The following is a 14,703-nucleotide window of genomic DNA, read 5'->3' on the forward strand; positions in this document are numbered from 1 at the left end:
GCATGATCTTCCTCGCCTGCGCCGGCGCCATCATCGCGTCGCTCTACATGCTGCTGACCCAGGGCCTGACCGTGCTGAACGCGCGGCGCACGGGCGTGCTGGTCAGCAAGTCCTACGGCAAGGCCAAGATCGAGCGGGCCGTCGAGACCGAGCGGTTCGAAAAGCTGCTCCAGGGCCGGGTGAAGGCCCTGGGCATGCCGGCCTTGATCCTGGTCAGCGCCATCTGCGTGCTGGCTTGGCAGATCTTCGCGATGATGATCGCGCTCAGGGCTCCGTAGTCCCGCGCCCTTCCGTCGCCTTGACGCTGAACCGCGCGGACCTTACCTGACTGTCGTTATGGCCATCCGTCGCATCCTCACCGTCGATAACGCCGCCGATCTGGCGATCCTGAAGCAAGTCTCCAAGGACGTGCCCGCCGTCGATGACGCCCTGCGCGCGCTGATGGACGACATGCTGGAGACCATGTACGACGCCCCCGGCATCGGCCTGGCGGCCGTGCAGGTCGGCGAGCTGGTCAATGTGATCGTCATGGACCTGGCCCGCGAGGGCGAGGAACCGGCCCCCCGCTACTTCGTCAATCCCAAGATCACCTGGGCGTCCGAAGAGCTGTTCGAATACGAGGAAGGCTGCCTGTCGGTGCCCGAGGTCTACGACGCCGTCGAGCGGCCGGCCAAGGTCAAGATCAGCTACCTGAACTACAAGGGCGAAGCCGTCGAGGAAGAGGCCGAGGAACTGTTCGCGGTCTGCATCCAGCACGAGATGGACCACCTCAAGGGCGTGCTGTTCATCGACCACCTGTCGCGCCTGAAGCGCGACCGGGCGATTTCCAAGGTCAAGAAGGCGCGCCGGGCGGCCTAAAGCTCAGCGGACGACGCGGGGGACACACACTCACCCCACGTTCGAGGACGTATGGTCACGGTCCTTGCCGTGAGTGTGCGTCCCCATCTCCACCCCGAGACCTACTTCGTCGCCTCGTGGACGTCCTTCTTGACGTTCGAGCCGGCCTTCTTGGCGTCGGCGTTGATGTCGGCCGCCGCTTCCTTGGTTTCCTGACCGGCCTTGGCGCCGGCTTCCTTGGCCTTGTCGACCGCCTCGCCGGCCGCGACCTTGGCGTCGGCGGCGGCTTCCTCGGTGCTTTCCTTCAGGGCCGTGCCGGCTTCCTTGACGTCGGGATCATTCTTGATGTCGGTGGCGGCCTGCTTGATCTCGCTGCCGGCGGCCTTGGCGCCTTCCTTGATCTGGGTGGCGTGCTCGTCCGAGCAGGCGGCCAGCGACAGGGCGGCCAGGCCGGCGACGGCGAAGAGGGTGATGGAGCGCATGGCGTTTCCTCCTTGGAAAGGTCGCTCATAGAACGGCGGTCCATGGTGAAGGTTCCGACTCTCAAGCTTTCCCCAGGAGGGCTGGGCGGTTAAACGACGCTCATGCGCCTCGCCTTTCTCGGAACCCCCGAATTCTCCGTCGCCTGCCTGGCCGAGCTCGTCGCCGCCGGCCACGAGATCGCCTGCGTCTATTCCCAGCCGCCCGCCCCGCGCGGCCGCGGCCAGGACCTGAAGCCCTCGCCGGTCCACGCTTTCGCGCAAAGCCTGGGCCTGCCGGTGCGCACCCCGGCGTCGATGAAGACCCCGGAGGAGATCGAGGCCTTCCGCGCGCTCGACCTCGACGCCGCCGTGGTCGTGGCCTTCGGCCAGATCCTGGTCCGCGACGTGCTGGAGGCCCCGCGCCTGGGCTGCTTCAACCTGCACGCCAGCCTGCTGCCCCGCTGGCGCGGCGCGGCGCCGATCCAGCGCGCGATCATGGCCGGCGACGCGGTGACCGGCGTCCAGGTGATGCGGATGAGCGAGGGCCTGGACGAAGGCCCGGTGCTGATGGGCGAACAGGTGCGGATCGACGCCCTGGAGACCGCCGGAACCCTGCACGACAAGCTGGCCGCCGTCGGCTCGCGCCTGCTGCCGATCGCCCTGGCCGCCATCGAACGCGGCGGGGCCCGCGAGGTCGCGCAGGCGGAAGAGGGCGTGACCTACGCCAAGAAGATCAAGGCCGCCGAGGCCCGCATCGACTGGACCCGCCCGGCCGCCGAGGTCGACCGCCACATCCGCGGCCTGTCGCCGTTCCCCGGCGCCTGGTTCGAGGCGCCGTCGGACAAGGGCCCGGTCCGCGTGAAGGCCTTGCTGTCGCGGGTCGAGGACGGCGCCGATATCGAAGAGGGGGGCGTTCCCGGCCACGCCCTCGACGACGCCCTGCTGATCGCCTGCGGCGACGGCGCGGTGCGCCTGCTCAAGGCCCAGCGCGAGGGCAAGGGGGCCCAGGACGCCGAGGTCTTCGTGCGCGGCTTCCCGCTGACGGCCGGAACGGTCCTGGCCTGATGCCCCGCTACCGCCTGACGATCGAATATGACGGCCGGCCCTATAACGGCTTCCAGGCCCAGGCCTCGCAGCCGTCGGTGCAGGGCGCGATCGAGGCGGCGGTGAAGGCCTTCACCGGCCAGGACATCCGCATCGCCGCCGCCGGCCGCACGGACACCGGCGTCCACGCGACGGCTCAGGTGGTGCAGGTCGATCTGGAGCGCGACTGGCCGGCCGAGACGGTGATGAACGCGCTGAACGCCCACCTGGTGCGCGAGGCGATCAGCGTGCTGGACGCCTCGGTCGCGCCCGAGGGCTGGCACGCCCGGTTCTCGGCCAGGGAGCGGCGCTACCTCTACCGCATCCTCAACCGCCGCGCCCCGCCGGCCCTGGACAAGGGCAAGGTCTGGCACGTCAAGAAGCCCATCGACGCCGACGCCATGCACGCCGCCGCCCAGGCCCTGGTGGGCCCGCACGACTTCACGACGTTCCGCGACATGGCCTGCCAGTCGAAGTCGCCGCTGAAGACCCTGGACGTAGCCCGGGTGTTCCGCGTCGGCGACGAGGTCCATTTGGTGTTCGAGGCCCGCTCGTTCCTGCACCGCCAGGTGCGGTCGATGACCGGCACCCTGGTCGAGGTCGGGGTCGGGCGGTGGACGGCGCAGGCCGTGCGGGACGCGCTGGAGGCCAAGGACCGCACGGCCTGCGGGCCCGTCGCGCCGTCCGACGGGCTGTACCTGACCGGCGTTGGATATGAGGGCGAGGGTTAGGAAGCCTTCAGCACGAGACCTCGTCCTTCGACAGGCTCAGGATGAGGTTTTTCTACAGCCCGGACTTGTGAAGGGTCCTCATCCTGAGCCTGTCGAAGGACGAGGACCACGCACCGGACGTGAATGTCGATATGCCCTAGCGCTTCCTGGCCCGCTCGGCCCGGGCCGTCTGGATCTGGCCGACGGCCAGGGCCAGCATGAAGGCGCCGAAGGCGGCGAGCACGAGGGCGAGAAAAGGCGTCATGGAAGCTCTCCGTTGCATGAACGGTGAAGCTTCGCGCGGTCGACGGCGGTTGGCCTTTATCTGACTCAATGACCCCGTGTCGCCGATCTAGACGCCCAGCTTGCCCAGGCGCCGCATCTTGGCCAGCCATCCCAGTCGCGCCTTGGGACCGATCGCCTCGACTCCGCCGATCACCGATTTCCGGACGGGCGACAGGCCGGCCAGCCTCAGCACGCCCGTGTCCAGCGCCAGCAGGCCGTGCGACCCGAACACCAGCCGGAAGACGAAGGCGGGCATGCCCATGGTGACGACCAGGCGCGCCGACCGTCCCTTCAGCTTGGAGCTCCAGCCCTTGGGGCCGACCGTGAAGCCGAAGCCGGCGCGGAACACCTGCTCGAGCAGGGCCTTCAGCCTGGCCGGGGTCGCGCCGAGCCACAGCGGAAACAGCAGCACGATGTGTTCGGCCCACAGGATGTCTTCCTGCACGGCGACGATGTGCGGCGGCGGCGGGCTTTCGAACTCCCACTGCCCCTCGACAAAGGGCGTATCGACATCGGCCAGGTTGATGCGCCGGACCATGTGGCCGGCGGCCGTCGCGGCCTCGGCGTAGGCGGTCGCCAGGGCGTTGCCGAACCGTTCGGGGCGGCCGTCCGGATGGCCCAGAAGAACGAGGATGCGTTTGGTCATGCGGAGCTCCTGCGCCGCCTATGACAGACCCTGGCCGCCGGGCCCTTGATCCGTCGCAACTCGGGAAGCTTCGCCCCTACAGCACCGAGCAGTTGGTAAGCTGGCTGAACCGCTCCAGCGCCGCCGTGCCCACCACCGAGGTGCCGAAGCGGTCCAGCTCCGGCGACCACACCGCGATCGCCGCCTTGCCGGGCGCGATGGCCACGATGCCGCCGCCGACCCCGCTCTTGGCCGGCAGGCCGACGCGGTAGGCGAAGCTGCCGACGCTGTCATAGATGCCGCAGGTCAGCAGCAGGGCGTTCAAGCGCCGCGACAGGCGCTCGGGGAAGATGGTCTCCTCGACGATCGGCGAGAAGCCGCCGGCCGCCAGGGGCAGCATGGCGCGGGCCAGCTGCCGGCAGCTCATGGTCAGGGCGCACTGGCGGCAATAGGCGGCGACCACGGCCTCGGGATCGTGGGTGATCGTGCCCTTGCCGCGCATCAGGTTGGCGATGGCCCGGTTCTGGTGGGCGTTGGCCAGCTCGGAGGCCGCCACCGTCTCGTCGATCTCGACCTTCTCGCCGGCCAGGAAGCCCGCGAAGCCGCGCACCAGGGCGGCCGGATCCGGGACCACGTCCATCAGCTGGTCGCAAATCGCCAGGGCCCCGGCGTTGATGAACGGGTTGCGCGGCACGCCCGCCTCGGCCTCCAGCTGGGAGAGGTGGTTGAACGGCGTGCCCGACGGCTCCTTGCCGACCCGGGTCCAGACCTCGTCGCCGAAGCGGTTCAGGGCCAGCCCGAGCGAGAACACCTTGGTGATGCTCTGGACCGAGAAGCCCTCGTCGGCGTCGCCGATCACCGCCTCCTCGCCCGAGACCAGCCGCACGGCCATGCCGAACTTGCCGGGCGGCACGCAGGCTAGCTCCGGAATGTAGTCGGCGGGCCGGCCCCGGCCGAAGTACGGCTTCACCAGCACGGCCACCTCGGCCAGGACGTCGGCGATCGAAAGCTCGTCCATGCCTAGATCCGCCCCCTCAAAATCTTAGGGCCACCAGCACCGCCCCGGCCGCGATCAGGGCCACGCCCAGCCAGTTCAGGGCCGACAGCTTCTCGCCCAGGAACACGGCGGCGATGATCGCCACGAACACGACGGAAAGCTTGTCGACCGGCGCGACCTTGGCCGCCTCGCCCAGCTTCAGGGCCCGGAAATAGCAGAGCCACGAAGCCCCGGTGGCTAGGCCCGACAGCACCAGGAACAGCCAGGACCGCGGTGCGATCGAACCGGGCGCGCGCCACTCGCCGGCGACCGTCAGGATCAGGGCCGCGAAGCCCAGGATCACCACGGTGCGGATGAAGGTGGCCAGGTTGGAGCCGACGCCGTCGATCCCGACCTTGGCCAGGATGGCGGTCAGGGCCGCGAACACCGCCGAGGCGAGCGCCCAGAAGGGCCAGCTCGTCAGGGCGGCGCGGCCCATCAGGCGAAGGCCGCGAAATAGCGGCCGATCAGGGCCTGGTAGATGTTGGCCAGGTCCTGGACCTCCTGGACCGGAACCCGTTCGTCGACCGCGTGCATGGTGGCCCCGACCAGGCCGAACTCGACCACGGGACACAGGCTGCGGATGAACCGCGCGTCGCTGGTGCCGCCCGTGGTCGACAGCTCGGGCGCCCGGCCGGTGGCGTCGCCGACGGCGGCGACGATCACGTCGGTGAAGGCGCCCGGCTCGGTCAGGAAGGCCTCGCCGCTGATCTTGCACAGCGCCTCGACCCGGCCCGAGAAGCCCTCGGCGGCCTCGCGGCACTCGTGCTCGATCCAGGCCTGCAGGTCCTTGCCCTTGTGGGCCGGGTTGAAGCGGATGTTGATCCGGGCCTTGGCCGAGGCGGGAATGACGTTGGTGGCGGTGTTGCCGACATCGACCGTGGTGACTTCCAGGTTCGACGGCTGGAAGCCCGCATAGCCGTCGTCCAGCGCCCGGCTCTGCAGGCGCGAGAGGATGTCGACCATCACCGGGATCGGGTTGGCGGCGCGGTGTGGATAGGCCACGTGGCCCTGCCGGCCGTCCACGGCGATCCAGGCGTTGATGCTGCCGCGCCGGCCGATCTTGACCATGTCGCCCAGCAGGTTGGCGCTGGTCGGCTCGCCGACGATGCAGTGGTCGATGACCTCGCCCTCGGCGGCCAGGGCCTGGACGACGCGGACGGTGCCGTCCTCGGCCACGCCCTCCTCGTCGCCGGTGATCAGGAAGCTCAGCGAGCCCGGCAGGTCCTGGGGCAGGCGTGACACGGCGGCGACGAAGGCGGCGATGGCGCTCTTCATGTCCACCGCCCCGCGGCCGTAGAGCACGCCGTCCTTGATCTCGGCCTCGAAGGGCCCCGCGGTCCAGGCCGCGCTGTCGCCGACCGGCACCACGTCGGTGTGGCCCGCGAAGCAGAGGTTGGGCCGCGCGGTTCCGCGCCGGGCGTAGAGGTTCTCGATCTCGCCGAACTTCATGCGCCGGCAATTGAAGCCCAGGGCCTCCAGCTGCCGCTGCAGCACGTCCATCGCCCCTTCGTCGGCCGGGGTCACGGACGGACGGCGGATCAGGGCCTGGGCCAAGGCCACTGGATCAAGCGCGACGGGGTCGAGGGAGAGGCTGTTGTCAGTCATTGTCCTGGCTTTAGGCTCCCCTGGCGCCCGACGCAAACACGAGAACGCCGCCATGCCCAAGATCGACATCCCCGCCGCCCCCACGCGCGTTGGGACCGACTATCCGCCGCCCCACGATGCGAAGTGCCGGGACCGGCAGCGCTGGGCCCTTGGCGACCTCGCGGGCCTCGACCAGTTCGGCGTCAACCTGATGCGCCTGCCGCCGGGCCAATGGAGCAGCCAGCGCCACTGGCATTCGGCCGAGGACGAGTTCGTCTGGGTGGTCGAAGGCGAGGTCGTGCTGGTCGAGGATGGCGGCGAGACGGTCCTGCGGCCCGGCGACTGCGCGGGCTTCAAGGCCGGGATCGAGAGCGGCCATCACCTGGAGAACCGCTCGGACCGCGAGGCGATGCTGCTGGAGATGGGTTCGCGGCGACCGGACCGGGACACCTGCACCTACAGCGACATCGACATGGTCGCGCGGGCGGGGGAGAGCTTCTACCGGCGCAAGGACGGGACGCCGTACTAGAGCGAGGACACGCCGCGAGGGCATGTCCCCGGCCGCTGTTCCTAGTCCCGCAGCAGGTCGTTGATGCTGGTCTTCGACCGCGTCTTGGCGTCGACCGTCTTGACGATCACCGCGCAGGACAGGCTGGGGCCGCCCTTGGGGTCGGGCAGGCTGCCGGGCACGACGACGCTGTAGGGCGGCACCTTGCCCATGTGGATCTGGCCGGTGGCGCGGTCGACGATCTTGGTCGAGGCCGAGATGAACACGCCCATCGACAGGACCGAGCCCTCGCCGACCACGACGCCTTCCACGACTTCCGAACGGGCGCCGATGAAGCAGTCGTCCTCGATGATGGTCGGGTTGGCCTGCAGGGGCTCCAGCACGCCGCCGATGCCGACGCCGCCCGACAGGTGGACGCGCTTGCCGATCTGGGCGCACGAGCCGACCGTCACCCAGGTGTCGACCATCGTGCTGTCGTCGACATAGGCGCCGATGTTCACGAACGACGGCATCAGGATGACGTTCTTGCCGACATAGGCGCCGCGGCGGACGATCGAGCCGGGCACGGCGCGGAAGCCGGCGGCCTCGAACCGCGGGGCGTCCCAGCCGTCGAACTTGTTGGGGACCTTGTCCCACCACGGACCGACCGCGCCGCCCATGGTCCCGGCGTGCATCACCTTGTTGGGGTTCAGGCGGAACGACAGCAGCACGGCCTTCTTCAGCCACTGGTGGGTGGTCCATTCGCCGTCGATCTTCTCGGACACCCGCGCCTTGCCGGCGTCGATCAGCAGCAGGGTCTCCTCGACCGCCGTGCGCACCGGGCCGGTGGTGGCGGTGGAGACGCCGTCGCGGGCCTCCCAGGCGGCTTCGACTTCGGCTTGCAGGTCGGCAAGGGTCAATCCAGAGGGATTCTGGGCGGTCATGTCAGGCTTCCTTCAGGCGCGCCGAGGTCAGGAACCCGGCGAGGTCGTGCGTGCGGTGATGGACGAAGTCGGCGGTCGAGGCGGCCGCGTGGGCGCCGACCAGGACGGTGGTCATGCCCAGCAGGGCGGCGGGGGCGAGGTTCTTCTCGCTATCCTCGAAGAAGGCCGTGGCCTTGGGGCCGAACGCGTGGCGGGCCACCACCTTCTCGAACGTCGCCATGGCCGGCTTGGGCAGGTAGTCGGCCGTCTCGATCGCGAAGACGTCCTCGAACAGGTGGTCCAGGCCCAGATGGCTCAGCACCCGATCGGCGTGGCCCAGCGAGCCGTTGGTGAAGATCAGGCGGCGGCCGGGCAGGGCGTCGATCGCCGCCCGCAGCGCCGGATCGGGCGTCAGGCGGTCCATCGACACGTCGTGCACCTCGTCCAGGAACGTCTTGGGCTCGACGCCATGGTGGGCCATCAGCCCGGCCAGGGTGGTGCCGTGCTCGTGGTAGTAGCGCTTCTGGATGGCCCGGGCCTCGTCACGGGGCAGGCCGGTGGCCTTCTCCATGAAGTCGGTCATCTTGCCCTCGATCAGGGCCATGAATTCGCATTCGGCCGGATAGAGAGTGTTGTCCAGGTCGAACAGCCAGGTCTCGACGTGCGTCAGATCGGCGGTCATTTCGAGATGAGCGTACCCGCGCCGTGCTCGCTGAACAGTTCGACCAGCATGGCGTGGGGACGGCGTCCGTCCAGGATGACCACGGCCTCGACGCCGTTTTCCACCGCGTGGATGGCGTTCTCCAGCTTGGGGATCATGCCGCCGCTGGCCACGCCGCTGGCGATCAGGCCGCGGGCCTCGGCGACGGTCATCTGGCGGATCAGCTGGCCGTCGGCGTCCAGCACGCCGGCGATGTCGGTCAGCATCAGCATCCGCTTGGCCTTCAGCGCGCCCGCCAGCGCGCCGGCCACGGTGTCGGCGTTGATGTTGAAGGTCTGGCCGGCCTCGGAGACGCCGATCGGGGCGATCACCGGGATGTAGTCGGTTTCCGAGGTCAGCAGGGCCTGGATGATGTGCGGGTCGATCTTGGTCGGCTCGCCCACGAAGCCCAGGTCGACGGCCTGTTCGATGTTGCTGTCCGGGTCCTTGCGGGTGCGGGTCACCTTCTCGGCGGTGATCATCCGGGCGTCCTTGCCCGACAGGCCCACGCCGCGCACGTCGGCTTCCGCCCCGGCCAGGGTGATCCAGTTGGCGATTTCCTTGTTGATGGCGCCCGACAGCACCATCTCGGCCACTTCCATCGTCGCCTCGTCGGTGACGCGCAGCCCGTCGACGAAGGTCGACTTGACGCCGGCCTTGTCGAGCATGCGGCTGATCTGCGGGCCGCCGCCGTGCACCACGACGGGGTGGACGCCCAGCAGCTTGAGCAGCACGGCGTCGGCCGCGAACAGCTTGGCCACCTGCTCCTGGCCCATGGCGTGGCCGCCATATTTGATCACCACCGTCTCGCGGTCGTAGATCTGGATGTAGGGCAGGGCTTCAGCCAGGGTCTTGGCGGTGGCCCAGCCCGCTTCCTCGGCGACGTCGGTCAAGGCGGCGGTCCTGTAAGGCGAAAGGCGCGCCTCGATAGCGGACCCCGGGACCCCTGTCACGCGTCGCCTGAAGTTTTGAGCGGGCTCGGGCGGGCCCCAGGGTTTCGCGTCTCTAACCAGCGTTGTCGTCCCGGAAGCCTCGCGGAGGCTGTCCGGGACCCAGGGGACTGGGCCGATGCGGTGCGGTTCACCTGGGTCCCGGGTCTACGCTTCGCTTCGCCCGGGATGACAACATCAGAAGGCTCAATGGTCCTCCCGACCGAACCGCCACTTGAGCGCCAGCACCGCGCCCGACATCAAAAGGCAGGCGGTGTTGGAGGCGATCACCGGCCAGGCCTTGATCATCACCCCATAGGCGATCCAGCAGGAAAAGCCGGTGACGGTGACCACATAGGTGCGCAGCGACACCGACGAGGCGTCCTTCTCGCGCCAGATCTTGATGATCTGCGGGGCGAAGCTGGTGATCGACAGCAGGGCGGCGGCCGTGCCCACGACCGAGGCGGCGAGGTTGGCGCTCACGCCCTAGACAGCGTGCGGGACAGCGCGGAGCAGGGCGGTCACGCCCCAGCGCTCGGCATAGGCCGGCGACAGCTCCAGGCCGATCGGCGGGGGGCCGGGGGCCCGGCCTTCGCGCAGGCAGATCGTCAGATAGGCCAGGGCGGTCTTCACGCCGTGCTCGGAATAGGGCTTGCCGATCACCCCGCAGGCGCCGGCGAAGTCGTCGGGCAGGCGTTTGACGTTGGCGGTCATGAACAGGGCCACGCCGCCGCAATCGTCATGAATCTTGCGCACCACCTCGACGCCGGTCGGGCCGTCGCGCAGGTGGACGTCGACCAGGGCCAGGTCGGGACGCAGGTCGTTGGCCATGGCCACAGCCTCGTCCGAGCTCATGGCCAGGCCGACGGCGTTGCAGCCGACTTCCCCGACCAGGAACTCCAGCTCGGTGGCCAGCAGAACCTCGTCCTCCACGATCAAGACATCGAGCGGGCGCTCGTCCATCACAAAATCCAACCTATCTCAGTGATGAACGCCATTGACCGGCAGATACACCACGACGCGGGTTCCAGGATCGGCGGGCGTGGTCTGGGGACGCGCCTTCAGCTGCTGGCAGAGCAGCTGGACGATGGTCAGACCGAATCCGCCCGACGATGCGGAATTCTCCACCCCAACGCCGTTATCGGTGATTTCGATCCGGAAATCCGCATCTTGCCGCGTGATTCCGACAAACACCTCGCCGGTCCGCCCCGCCATCGCTTCCGGCGGGAAGGCGTGGCGAAGGGCGTTGGAGAACAGTTCGCTGATCACCAGGGCCAGGGGCGCGGCCTTGGAGGCGGCGATGTCGACGCGCTCCAGGTCCAGGCGGACCTTGATGTCGTCGCGCCGCGCGCCGCCCATCATGTCGCTGACCAGATCGCGCACGAAGGCCGCGACGTCGAAGCGCTCGACGTCCTCGCTCTGGAACAGGCGGCGGTGGACCGTGGCGATGGCGCTGACCCGCTCCAGCATGCCGCGCAGGTGGCTCTTGACCGCCGGGTCGGTGACGCGGCGGTTCTGCAGCAGCAGCAGGGAGGAGATGAGCTGGAGGTTGTTCTTGACCCGGTGATCGACCTCGTGGAGCAGGGCGGTCTTCTGCTGCAGGGCCTGGGTCAGGTCGGCGGTGCGGGCCTCGACGGCCGCCTCCAGCCGCTCGCGGGTGTCGCCCAGCTCCAGCTCGGCGCGCTTCCTGTCGCTGATGTTCAATTGCGAGCCGAAGAAATAGACGATCTCGCCGGCCTTGCTGCGCACGGGCGACAGATAGAGGGCGTTCCAGAAGGTGGTGCCGTCCTTGCGGTAGTTGAGGATGTCGATCGCCATGTCCTGGCCGTCGGCGACGGCGCGCCGCATCGCCTCGATGCTGGCCGGGTCGGTGTCGGGTCCCTGCAGGAAGCGGCAGTTGCGGCCGATCACCTCGTCGCGGCGGTAGCCGGTCAGGGCCAGGAAGGCGTCGTTGGCGAAGATGATCGGATTGTCGGCCTGGCTCGCGTCGGTGACGACCATCGCCATGCGGGTGGCGCGGATCGCCGCCGCGAACGGATCGCCGACCCCATGCTCGGCGGCCAATTCCTCGGCCGCGCGTTCCGACCGCAATGTGTCCGTCATTCGTTGGACGCCCGACTTGTTGACATGCCCCGTGGTTCCCCGAAACGCCGACGTCGGAGTCGGGTTCCAGACATTGGCCTAAAATGCGTGACGGCGGAAACTCCGAGAGTTTCCGCCGTCGCGGCCCTTGGGGTCCGAAGGACCTGAAGGCGCGTCCTATTTCGGCCGGTAGATCTTGTCGAACAGGCCGCCGTCGGCGAAGTGGGCGGCCTGGGCCTTCTTCCACCCGCCGAAGGTGTCGTCGATGGTGACCAGCGGAAGGGACTTGAACTTGCCGGCGTACTTGGCCGCCGCCTGGGCGTTGCGCGGGCGGTAGTGGTTCTTGCCGATCAGGTCCTGGGCGATGGGGCTGTAGAGGAAGTTCAGATAGCCCTCGGCCGCCAGGCGGGTCTTGTGGCGGTCGACGTTCTTGTCGATCAGAGCCACTGGCGGCTCGGCCAGGATCGAGATCGACGGATAGACGATGTCGAACTTGCCCGGCAGCTCCTCCTGGGCGAGGTAGGCCTCGTTCTCCCACGATAGCAGCACGTCGCCCAGGCCGCGCTGGGTGAAGCTGGTCGTCGCGCCGCGCGCCCCGGTGTCGAGAACCGGCACGTGGCGGAACAGCTCGCCGACGAAGGCCTCGGCCTTGGCGGGGTTGCCGCCCGGCTGCTTCAGGGCCCAGGCCCAGGCGGCCAGGTAGTTCCAGCGCGCCCCGCCCGAGGTCTTGGGGTTGGGGGTGATCACGTCGATGCCCGGCTTGATCAGGTCGCCCCAGTCCTTGATCCTCCAGGGATTGCCCTTGCGGACCAGGAACACGATCGTCGAGGTGTAGGGGGTGGAGTTGTTGGGCAGGCGCGACTGCCAGTTGGCCGGCAGAAGCCTGGCCCTGGCGGCGATCTCGTCGATGTCGTAGGCCAGCGCCAGGGTGACGACGTCGGCCTGCAGGCCGTCGATCACCGACCGGGCCTGCTTGCCCGAACCGCCATGGCTCTGGTTGATGGTCAGGTCCTGGCCGACCTTTTGCTTCCAGTACTTGGCGTAGGCGGCGTTGACGTCCTTGTAGAGCTCGCGGGTCGGGTCGTAGCTGACATTGAGCAGGGTCAGCGGCTTGACGCCCTGGGCGCGGGCCGGGCCGGCCAGGGCGGCGGGGACCGCCAGGGCCGCGGCCCCGGCCGTGGCCGAACCCAGAAGACCGCGTCGCGTGGGGGTCTTGAGATCTTTGATCATGGCGATGTCGCTCGCTTGAGAAGGTGGATCTTGTACGCTTGCGACCAACCCGGCCCTGGCTGGCGGCGCCGCGCGCGGCGCCGATCCACGTCCCCGCCGGGCGGGGACGCGGCTCCGTTCATGCCTAGAACGCGTATTGGCTGCGCAGGTTGACGGCCTTGTAGCTCTGCCCGATCTGAACGCCCGCCGCGTCGCGACGGTCGATGTCGACGTCCAGATAGTCCAGCGAGAACTTGGTCACCGAGTTGGGGAACCAGTTCAGGCCGACGGTGGCGATCTCCTGCAGGCCGCCGCGCACCCGGTCGGCCGCCACGGTCGCGTATTCGTGGTGGTTCAGGTCGAGCACCGAATAGCGGGCCGCCAGCTCCCAGGCGCCCCACTGGCCGGTCTTGGGATCGAACGGATTGGTGACGGGCGGGGCGTCGAAGGCGAAGTTGGCGGGGTTGTACTTGCGCTGCTCGCCGGTCAGCACCCAGCCGCCCTCGACGTACCAGCCCGAGAACTTCGGGTCGGTGAGGTTGGCGGGCTTGTTGCGGCGGTCCAGGGCGATGTCGAAATACTCGCCCTGGATCAGGAAGTTCTTCTTCTGGGCGGCCAGTTCGAAGCCGTAGTGGCGGGCGCCCGACGAGTCGATCGCGCCGGAGCTGACCAGGCGCGTGCCGTCGGTGCGCAGCTCGGGGCGGTCTTCGACGGTGATCGGATAGGCGCCGGCCGCGGCGATCTGGGCGGGCTGGACGATCCGGCTGGCGTTGACGCCGACATGGGTCAGCCAGTCATGGCCCTTGAACGGGATGAAGGCGACGCGGCCGACATAGCCCAGCTGCTCGTCGAAGGTGGCGCCGTCGCCGGTCTTGGCGCCGGTCACCGCGCCCGAGACGATCCAGCGCTCGCCGACGGCCTGGCCCTGCAGGGCGATGCGGCGGTCGGCGCCGGCCAGGCCGCGGGCCGCTTCCGCGCCCGAAGCCCGCTCCGGGAACAGCGAGCCGTTGGTCGAGGCCGCGTCCTCCAGACCCAGGTTCGGCGCGAAGGCCCCGACCCGAACCTTGAAGGGGGCGTAGTTGTACTGCAGGTAGATCTCCTGCAGCGCGCCGGCGCCGTCGACGCCCGAGCCGCCGAAGTCCAGCAGGACCCCGTATTCGAAGTTCTTGAACGCCTTGCCGTCGACGCCCAGGCGGGCCCGGCGGAAGTTCGTGCCGCTGTTCAGGTCGCGGCCGACCGTCGAGGCGGGCAGGCCGCTGTCCTGATTGTACCAGGTGGCGTCCAGCTGCATCACCGCGTGAATGTTGGCGCTGAAGGCGCCGTCGCCAGAGGCGATGGTCGGTTTGCCGTTGGCGACGCTGACGGTGGTGGCCGCCTGGGCGGTGCGCACGTCCTTCAGGCTGGCGGCGGTGGCGGCCTTCAGGTCGGCGATCTGGCTGGACAGCGCCTCGAGCTGGGCCTCCAGGGCTTCGATGCGGGCCTGTTGCTGCTCGGGGGTCTGGACGGCCGTCCCCCCCTGGCCGGCTTGGGCGTGCGCCGCGCCGGCGAGGGCCAGAAGCGAGGCTCCGGCGATCAGGGCCGTGCGGAGGACGGTCTGGGTCTTGGTCATGCTGTTCCCCTCTCGACGCCTTGGCCGGCGCCGGGTTCGATTGGACAAAAGACGATTATTCCTACGTGTTAAATAGAGATAAGCCCGCGAGGCTTTGAGTTTTCCTTCAGGCCCTTGCTCGGCGCATGGTCAAGCTACTG

General features: G+C 68.9%; 18 protein-coding genes. 5 read left to right on the top strand and 13 right to left on the bottom strand.

Translation table 11 applies throughout. The annotated features are described in order from the left end of the window. The first annotated feature begins 2 nt into the window (after window positions 1–2). Together ASD38_RS03255 and def are read left to right on the top strand one after the other, a co-directional pair. Window positions 3–278: a hypothetical protein gene (locus ASD38_RS03255; RefSeq protein WP_056435948.1), complete on the top strand. Its 276-nt coding sequence runs from the start codon at window positions 3–5 to the stop codon at window positions 276–278. A gap of 58 nt (window positions 279–336) precedes the next feature. Continuing rightward, window positions 337–858, top strand: a complete 522-nt coding sequence (gene def, locus ASD38_RS03260) for a peptide deformylase (protein WP_056435946.1) — start codon at window positions 337–339, stop codon at window positions 856–858. A 101-nt stretch (window positions 859–959) separates the two neighbouring features. Here the strand turns inward: def and ASD38_RS03265 are convergent, their stop codons facing one another. Beyond that, window positions 960–1,319: a hypothetical protein gene (locus tag ASD38_RS03265; RefSeq protein WP_056435944.1), complete on the bottom strand. Its 360-nt coding sequence runs from the start codon at window positions 1,317–1,319 to the stop codon at window positions 960–962. 102 nt (window positions 1,320–1,421) lie between these two features. Here ASD38_RS03265 and fmt point away from each other — a divergent pair, with 102 nt between their 5' ends. Then, entirely contained in the window at window positions 1,422–2,363 is a 942-nt protein-coding gene (gene fmt, locus ASD38_RS03270) for a methionyl-tRNA formyltransferase (RefSeq protein WP_056457540.1), read from the top strand. Further along, on the top strand, window positions 2,363–3,112 hold the full coding sequence (gene truA / locus ASD38_RS03275) for a tRNA pseudouridine(38-40) synthase TruA (protein WP_056457544.1): 750 nt from the start codon (window positions 2,363–2,365) through the stop codon (window positions 3,110–3,112). Before fmt ends, truA begins: the two co-directional genes overlap by 1 nt. A gap of 331 nt (window positions 3,113–3,443) precedes the next feature. Here truA and ASD38_RS03280 read toward each other — a convergent pair whose 3' ends face one another. The 4 genes from ASD38_RS03280 to dapE all read right to left on the bottom strand — a co-directional run bounded on the left by ASD38_RS03280 (window position 3,444) and on the right by dapE (window position 6,645). Continuing rightward, on the bottom strand, window positions 3,444–4,022 hold the full coding sequence (locus ASD38_RS03280; RefSeq protein ID WP_056457547.1) for an NAD(P)H-dependent oxidoreductase: 579 nt from the start codon (window positions 4,020–4,022) through the stop codon (window positions 3,444–3,446). A gap of 76 nt (window positions 4,023–4,098) precedes the next feature. Further along, the gene (locus ASD38_RS03285) at window positions 4,099–5,019 is read right to left on the bottom strand and encodes a glutaminase (RefSeq protein ID WP_056435933.1); all 921 of its coding nucleotides are present in this window, start codon (window positions 5,017–5,019) and stop codon (window positions 4,099–4,101) included. Window positions 5,020–5,035: 16 nt separating this feature from the next. Then, a complete protein-coding gene (locus ASD38_RS03290) occupies window positions 5,036–5,476 on the bottom strand; it encodes an EamA family transporter (protein ID WP_056457550.1) in 441 nt (146 codons plus the stop codon). Further along, complete coding sequence (gene dapE, locus ASD38_RS03295; RefSeq protein ID WP_056457553.1) at window positions 5,476–6,645, bottom strand: succinyl-diaminopimelate desuccinylase; 1,170 nt, start codon at window positions 6,643–6,645, stop codon at window positions 5,476–5,478. The genes ASD38_RS03290 and dapE overlap by 1 nt, the downstream gene beginning before the upstream one ends. 52 nt (window positions 6,646–6,697) lie before the next feature. On the opposite strand from dapE, the gene ASD38_RS03300 reads away from it, so the two are divergent. Further along, window positions 6,698–7,153 (top strand): cupin domain-containing protein, encoded by a 456-nt coding sequence (locus ASD38_RS03300; protein ID WP_056457555.1) that lies wholly within the window; start codon window positions 6,698–6,700, stop codon window positions 7,151–7,153. Between the two features lie 41 nt (window positions 7,154–7,194). Here ASD38_RS03300 and dapD read toward each other — a convergent pair whose 3' ends face one another. The 8 genes from dapD to ASD38_RS03340 form a co-directional block, all read right to left on the bottom strand. Beyond that, window positions 7,195–8,055, bottom strand: a complete 861-nt coding sequence (gene dapD / locus ASD38_RS03305) for a 2,3,4,5-tetrahydropyridine-2,6-dicarboxylate N-succinyltransferase (RefSeq protein ID WP_056435925.1) — start codon at window positions 8,053–8,055, stop codon at window positions 7,195–7,197. Window position 8,056: 1 nt separating this feature from the next. Then, the gene (locus ASD38_RS03310; RefSeq protein WP_056435924.1) at window positions 8,057–8,716 is read right to left on the bottom strand and encodes a pyrimidine 5'-nucleotidase; all 660 of its coding nucleotides are present in this window, start codon (window positions 8,714–8,716) and stop codon (window positions 8,057–8,059) included. Then, complete coding sequence (gene argB / locus ASD38_RS03315) at window positions 8,713–9,627, bottom strand: acetylglutamate kinase (protein ID WP_056457558.1); 915 nt, start codon at window positions 9,625–9,627, stop codon at window positions 8,713–8,715. Before argB ends, ASD38_RS03310 begins: the two co-directional genes overlap by 4 nt. Window positions 9,628–9,870: 243 nt before the next feature. Beyond that, entirely contained in the window at window positions 9,871–10,146 is a 276-nt protein-coding gene (locus tag ASD38_RS03320; RefSeq protein WP_056457561.1) for a SemiSWEET family sugar transporter, read from the bottom strand. Window positions 10,147–10,149: 3 nt separating this feature from the next. Further along, window positions 10,150–10,626 (bottom strand): response regulator, encoded by a 477-nt coding sequence (locus ASD38_RS03325; protein ID WP_056457564.1) that lies wholly within the window; start codon window positions 10,624–10,626, stop codon window positions 10,150–10,152. Window positions 10,627–10,644: 18 nt separating this feature from the next. Next, window positions 10,645–11,766 carry a photosensory histidine protein kinase LovK gene (lovK, locus tag ASD38_RS03330; RefSeq protein WP_056435913.1) on the bottom strand — a complete coding sequence of 374 codons (1,122 nt, stop codon included), beginning with the start codon at window positions 11,764–11,766 and terminating at the stop codon, window positions 10,645–10,647. Between the two features lie 156 nt (window positions 11,767–11,922). Further along, window positions 11,923–12,975, bottom strand: a complete 1,053-nt coding sequence (locus ASD38_RS03335) for a sulfate ABC transporter substrate-binding protein (protein WP_056457567.1) — start codon at window positions 12,973–12,975, stop codon at window positions 11,923–11,925. 124 nt (window positions 12,976–13,099) lie between these two features. After that, window positions 13,100–14,563 (bottom strand): porin, encoded by a 1,464-nt coding sequence (locus ASD38_RS03340; RefSeq protein ID WP_056457570.1) that lies wholly within the window; start codon window positions 14,561–14,563, stop codon window positions 13,100–13,102. Window positions 14,564–14,703: the final 140 nt, after the last annotated feature.

The organism is Caulobacter sp. Root487D2Y, from assembly GCF_001427165.1.
GTDB lineage: Bacteria > Pseudomonadota > Alphaproteobacteria > Caulobacterales > Caulobacteraceae > Caulobacter.

Excerpts from the sequence above, each read along its gene's own strand:
- dapE (WP_056457553.1), bottom strand. The coding sequence starts at position 6,645 with ATGACTGACAACAGCCTCTCCCTCGACCCCGTCGCGCTTGATCCAGTG.
- ASD38_RS03280 (WP_056457547.1), bottom strand. The coding sequence starts at position 4,022 with ATGACCAAACGCATCCTCGTTCTTCTGGGCCATCCGGACGGCCGCCCC.
- ASD38_RS03285 (WP_056435933.1), bottom strand. The coding sequence starts at position 5,019 with ATGGACGAGCTTTCGATCGCCGACGTCCTGGCCGAGGTGGCCGTGCTG.
- ASD38_RS03255 (WP_056435948.1), top strand. The coding sequence starts at position 3 with ATGATCTTCCTCGCCTGCGCCGGCGCCATCATCGCGTCGCTCTACATG.
- ASD38_RS03325 (WP_056457564.1), bottom strand. The coding sequence starts at position 10,626 with ATGGACGAGCGCCCGCTCGATGTCTTGATCGTGGAGGACGAGGTTCTG.
- ASD38_RS03310 (WP_056435924.1), bottom strand. The coding sequence starts at position 8,716 with ATGACCGCCGATCTGACGCACGTCGAGACCTGGCTGTTCGACCTGGAC.
- dapD (WP_056435925.1), bottom strand. The coding sequence starts at position 8,055 with ATGACCGCCCAGAATCCCTCTGGATTGACCCTTGCCGACCTGCAAGCC.
- ASD38_RS03300 (WP_056457555.1), top strand. The coding sequence starts at position 6,698 with ATGCCCAAGATCGACATCCCCGCCGCCCCCACGCGCGTTGGGACCGAC.
- ASD38_RS03340 (WP_056457570.1), bottom strand. The coding sequence starts at position 14,563 with ATGACCAAGACCCAGACCGTCCTCCGCACGGCCCTGATCGCCGGAGCC.
- def (WP_056435946.1), top strand. The coding sequence starts at position 337 with ATGGCCATCCGTCGCATCCTCACCGTCGATAACGCCGCCGATCTGGCG.
- fmt (WP_056457540.1), top strand. The coding sequence starts at position 1,422 with ATGCGCCTCGCCTTTCTCGGAACCCCCGAATTCTCCGTCGCCTGCCTG.
- ASD38_RS03265 (WP_056435944.1), bottom strand. The coding sequence starts at position 1,319 with ATGCGCTCCATCACCCTCTTCGCCGTCGCCGGCCTGGCCGCCCTGTCG.
- truA (WP_056457544.1), top strand. The coding sequence starts at position 2,363 with ATGCCCCGCTACCGCCTGACGATCGAATATGACGGCCGGCCCTATAAC.
- lovK (WP_056435913.1), bottom strand. The coding sequence starts at position 11,766 with ATGACGGACACATTGCGGTCGGAACGCGCGGCCGAGGAATTGGCCGCC.
- ASD38_RS03335 (WP_056457567.1), bottom strand. The coding sequence starts at position 12,975 with ATGATCAAAGATCTCAAGACCCCCACGCGACGCGGTCTTCTGGGTTCG.
- ASD38_RS03290 (WP_056457550.1), bottom strand. The coding sequence starts at position 5,476 with ATGGGCCGCGCCGCCCTGACGAGCTGGCCCTTCTGGGCGCTCGCCTCG.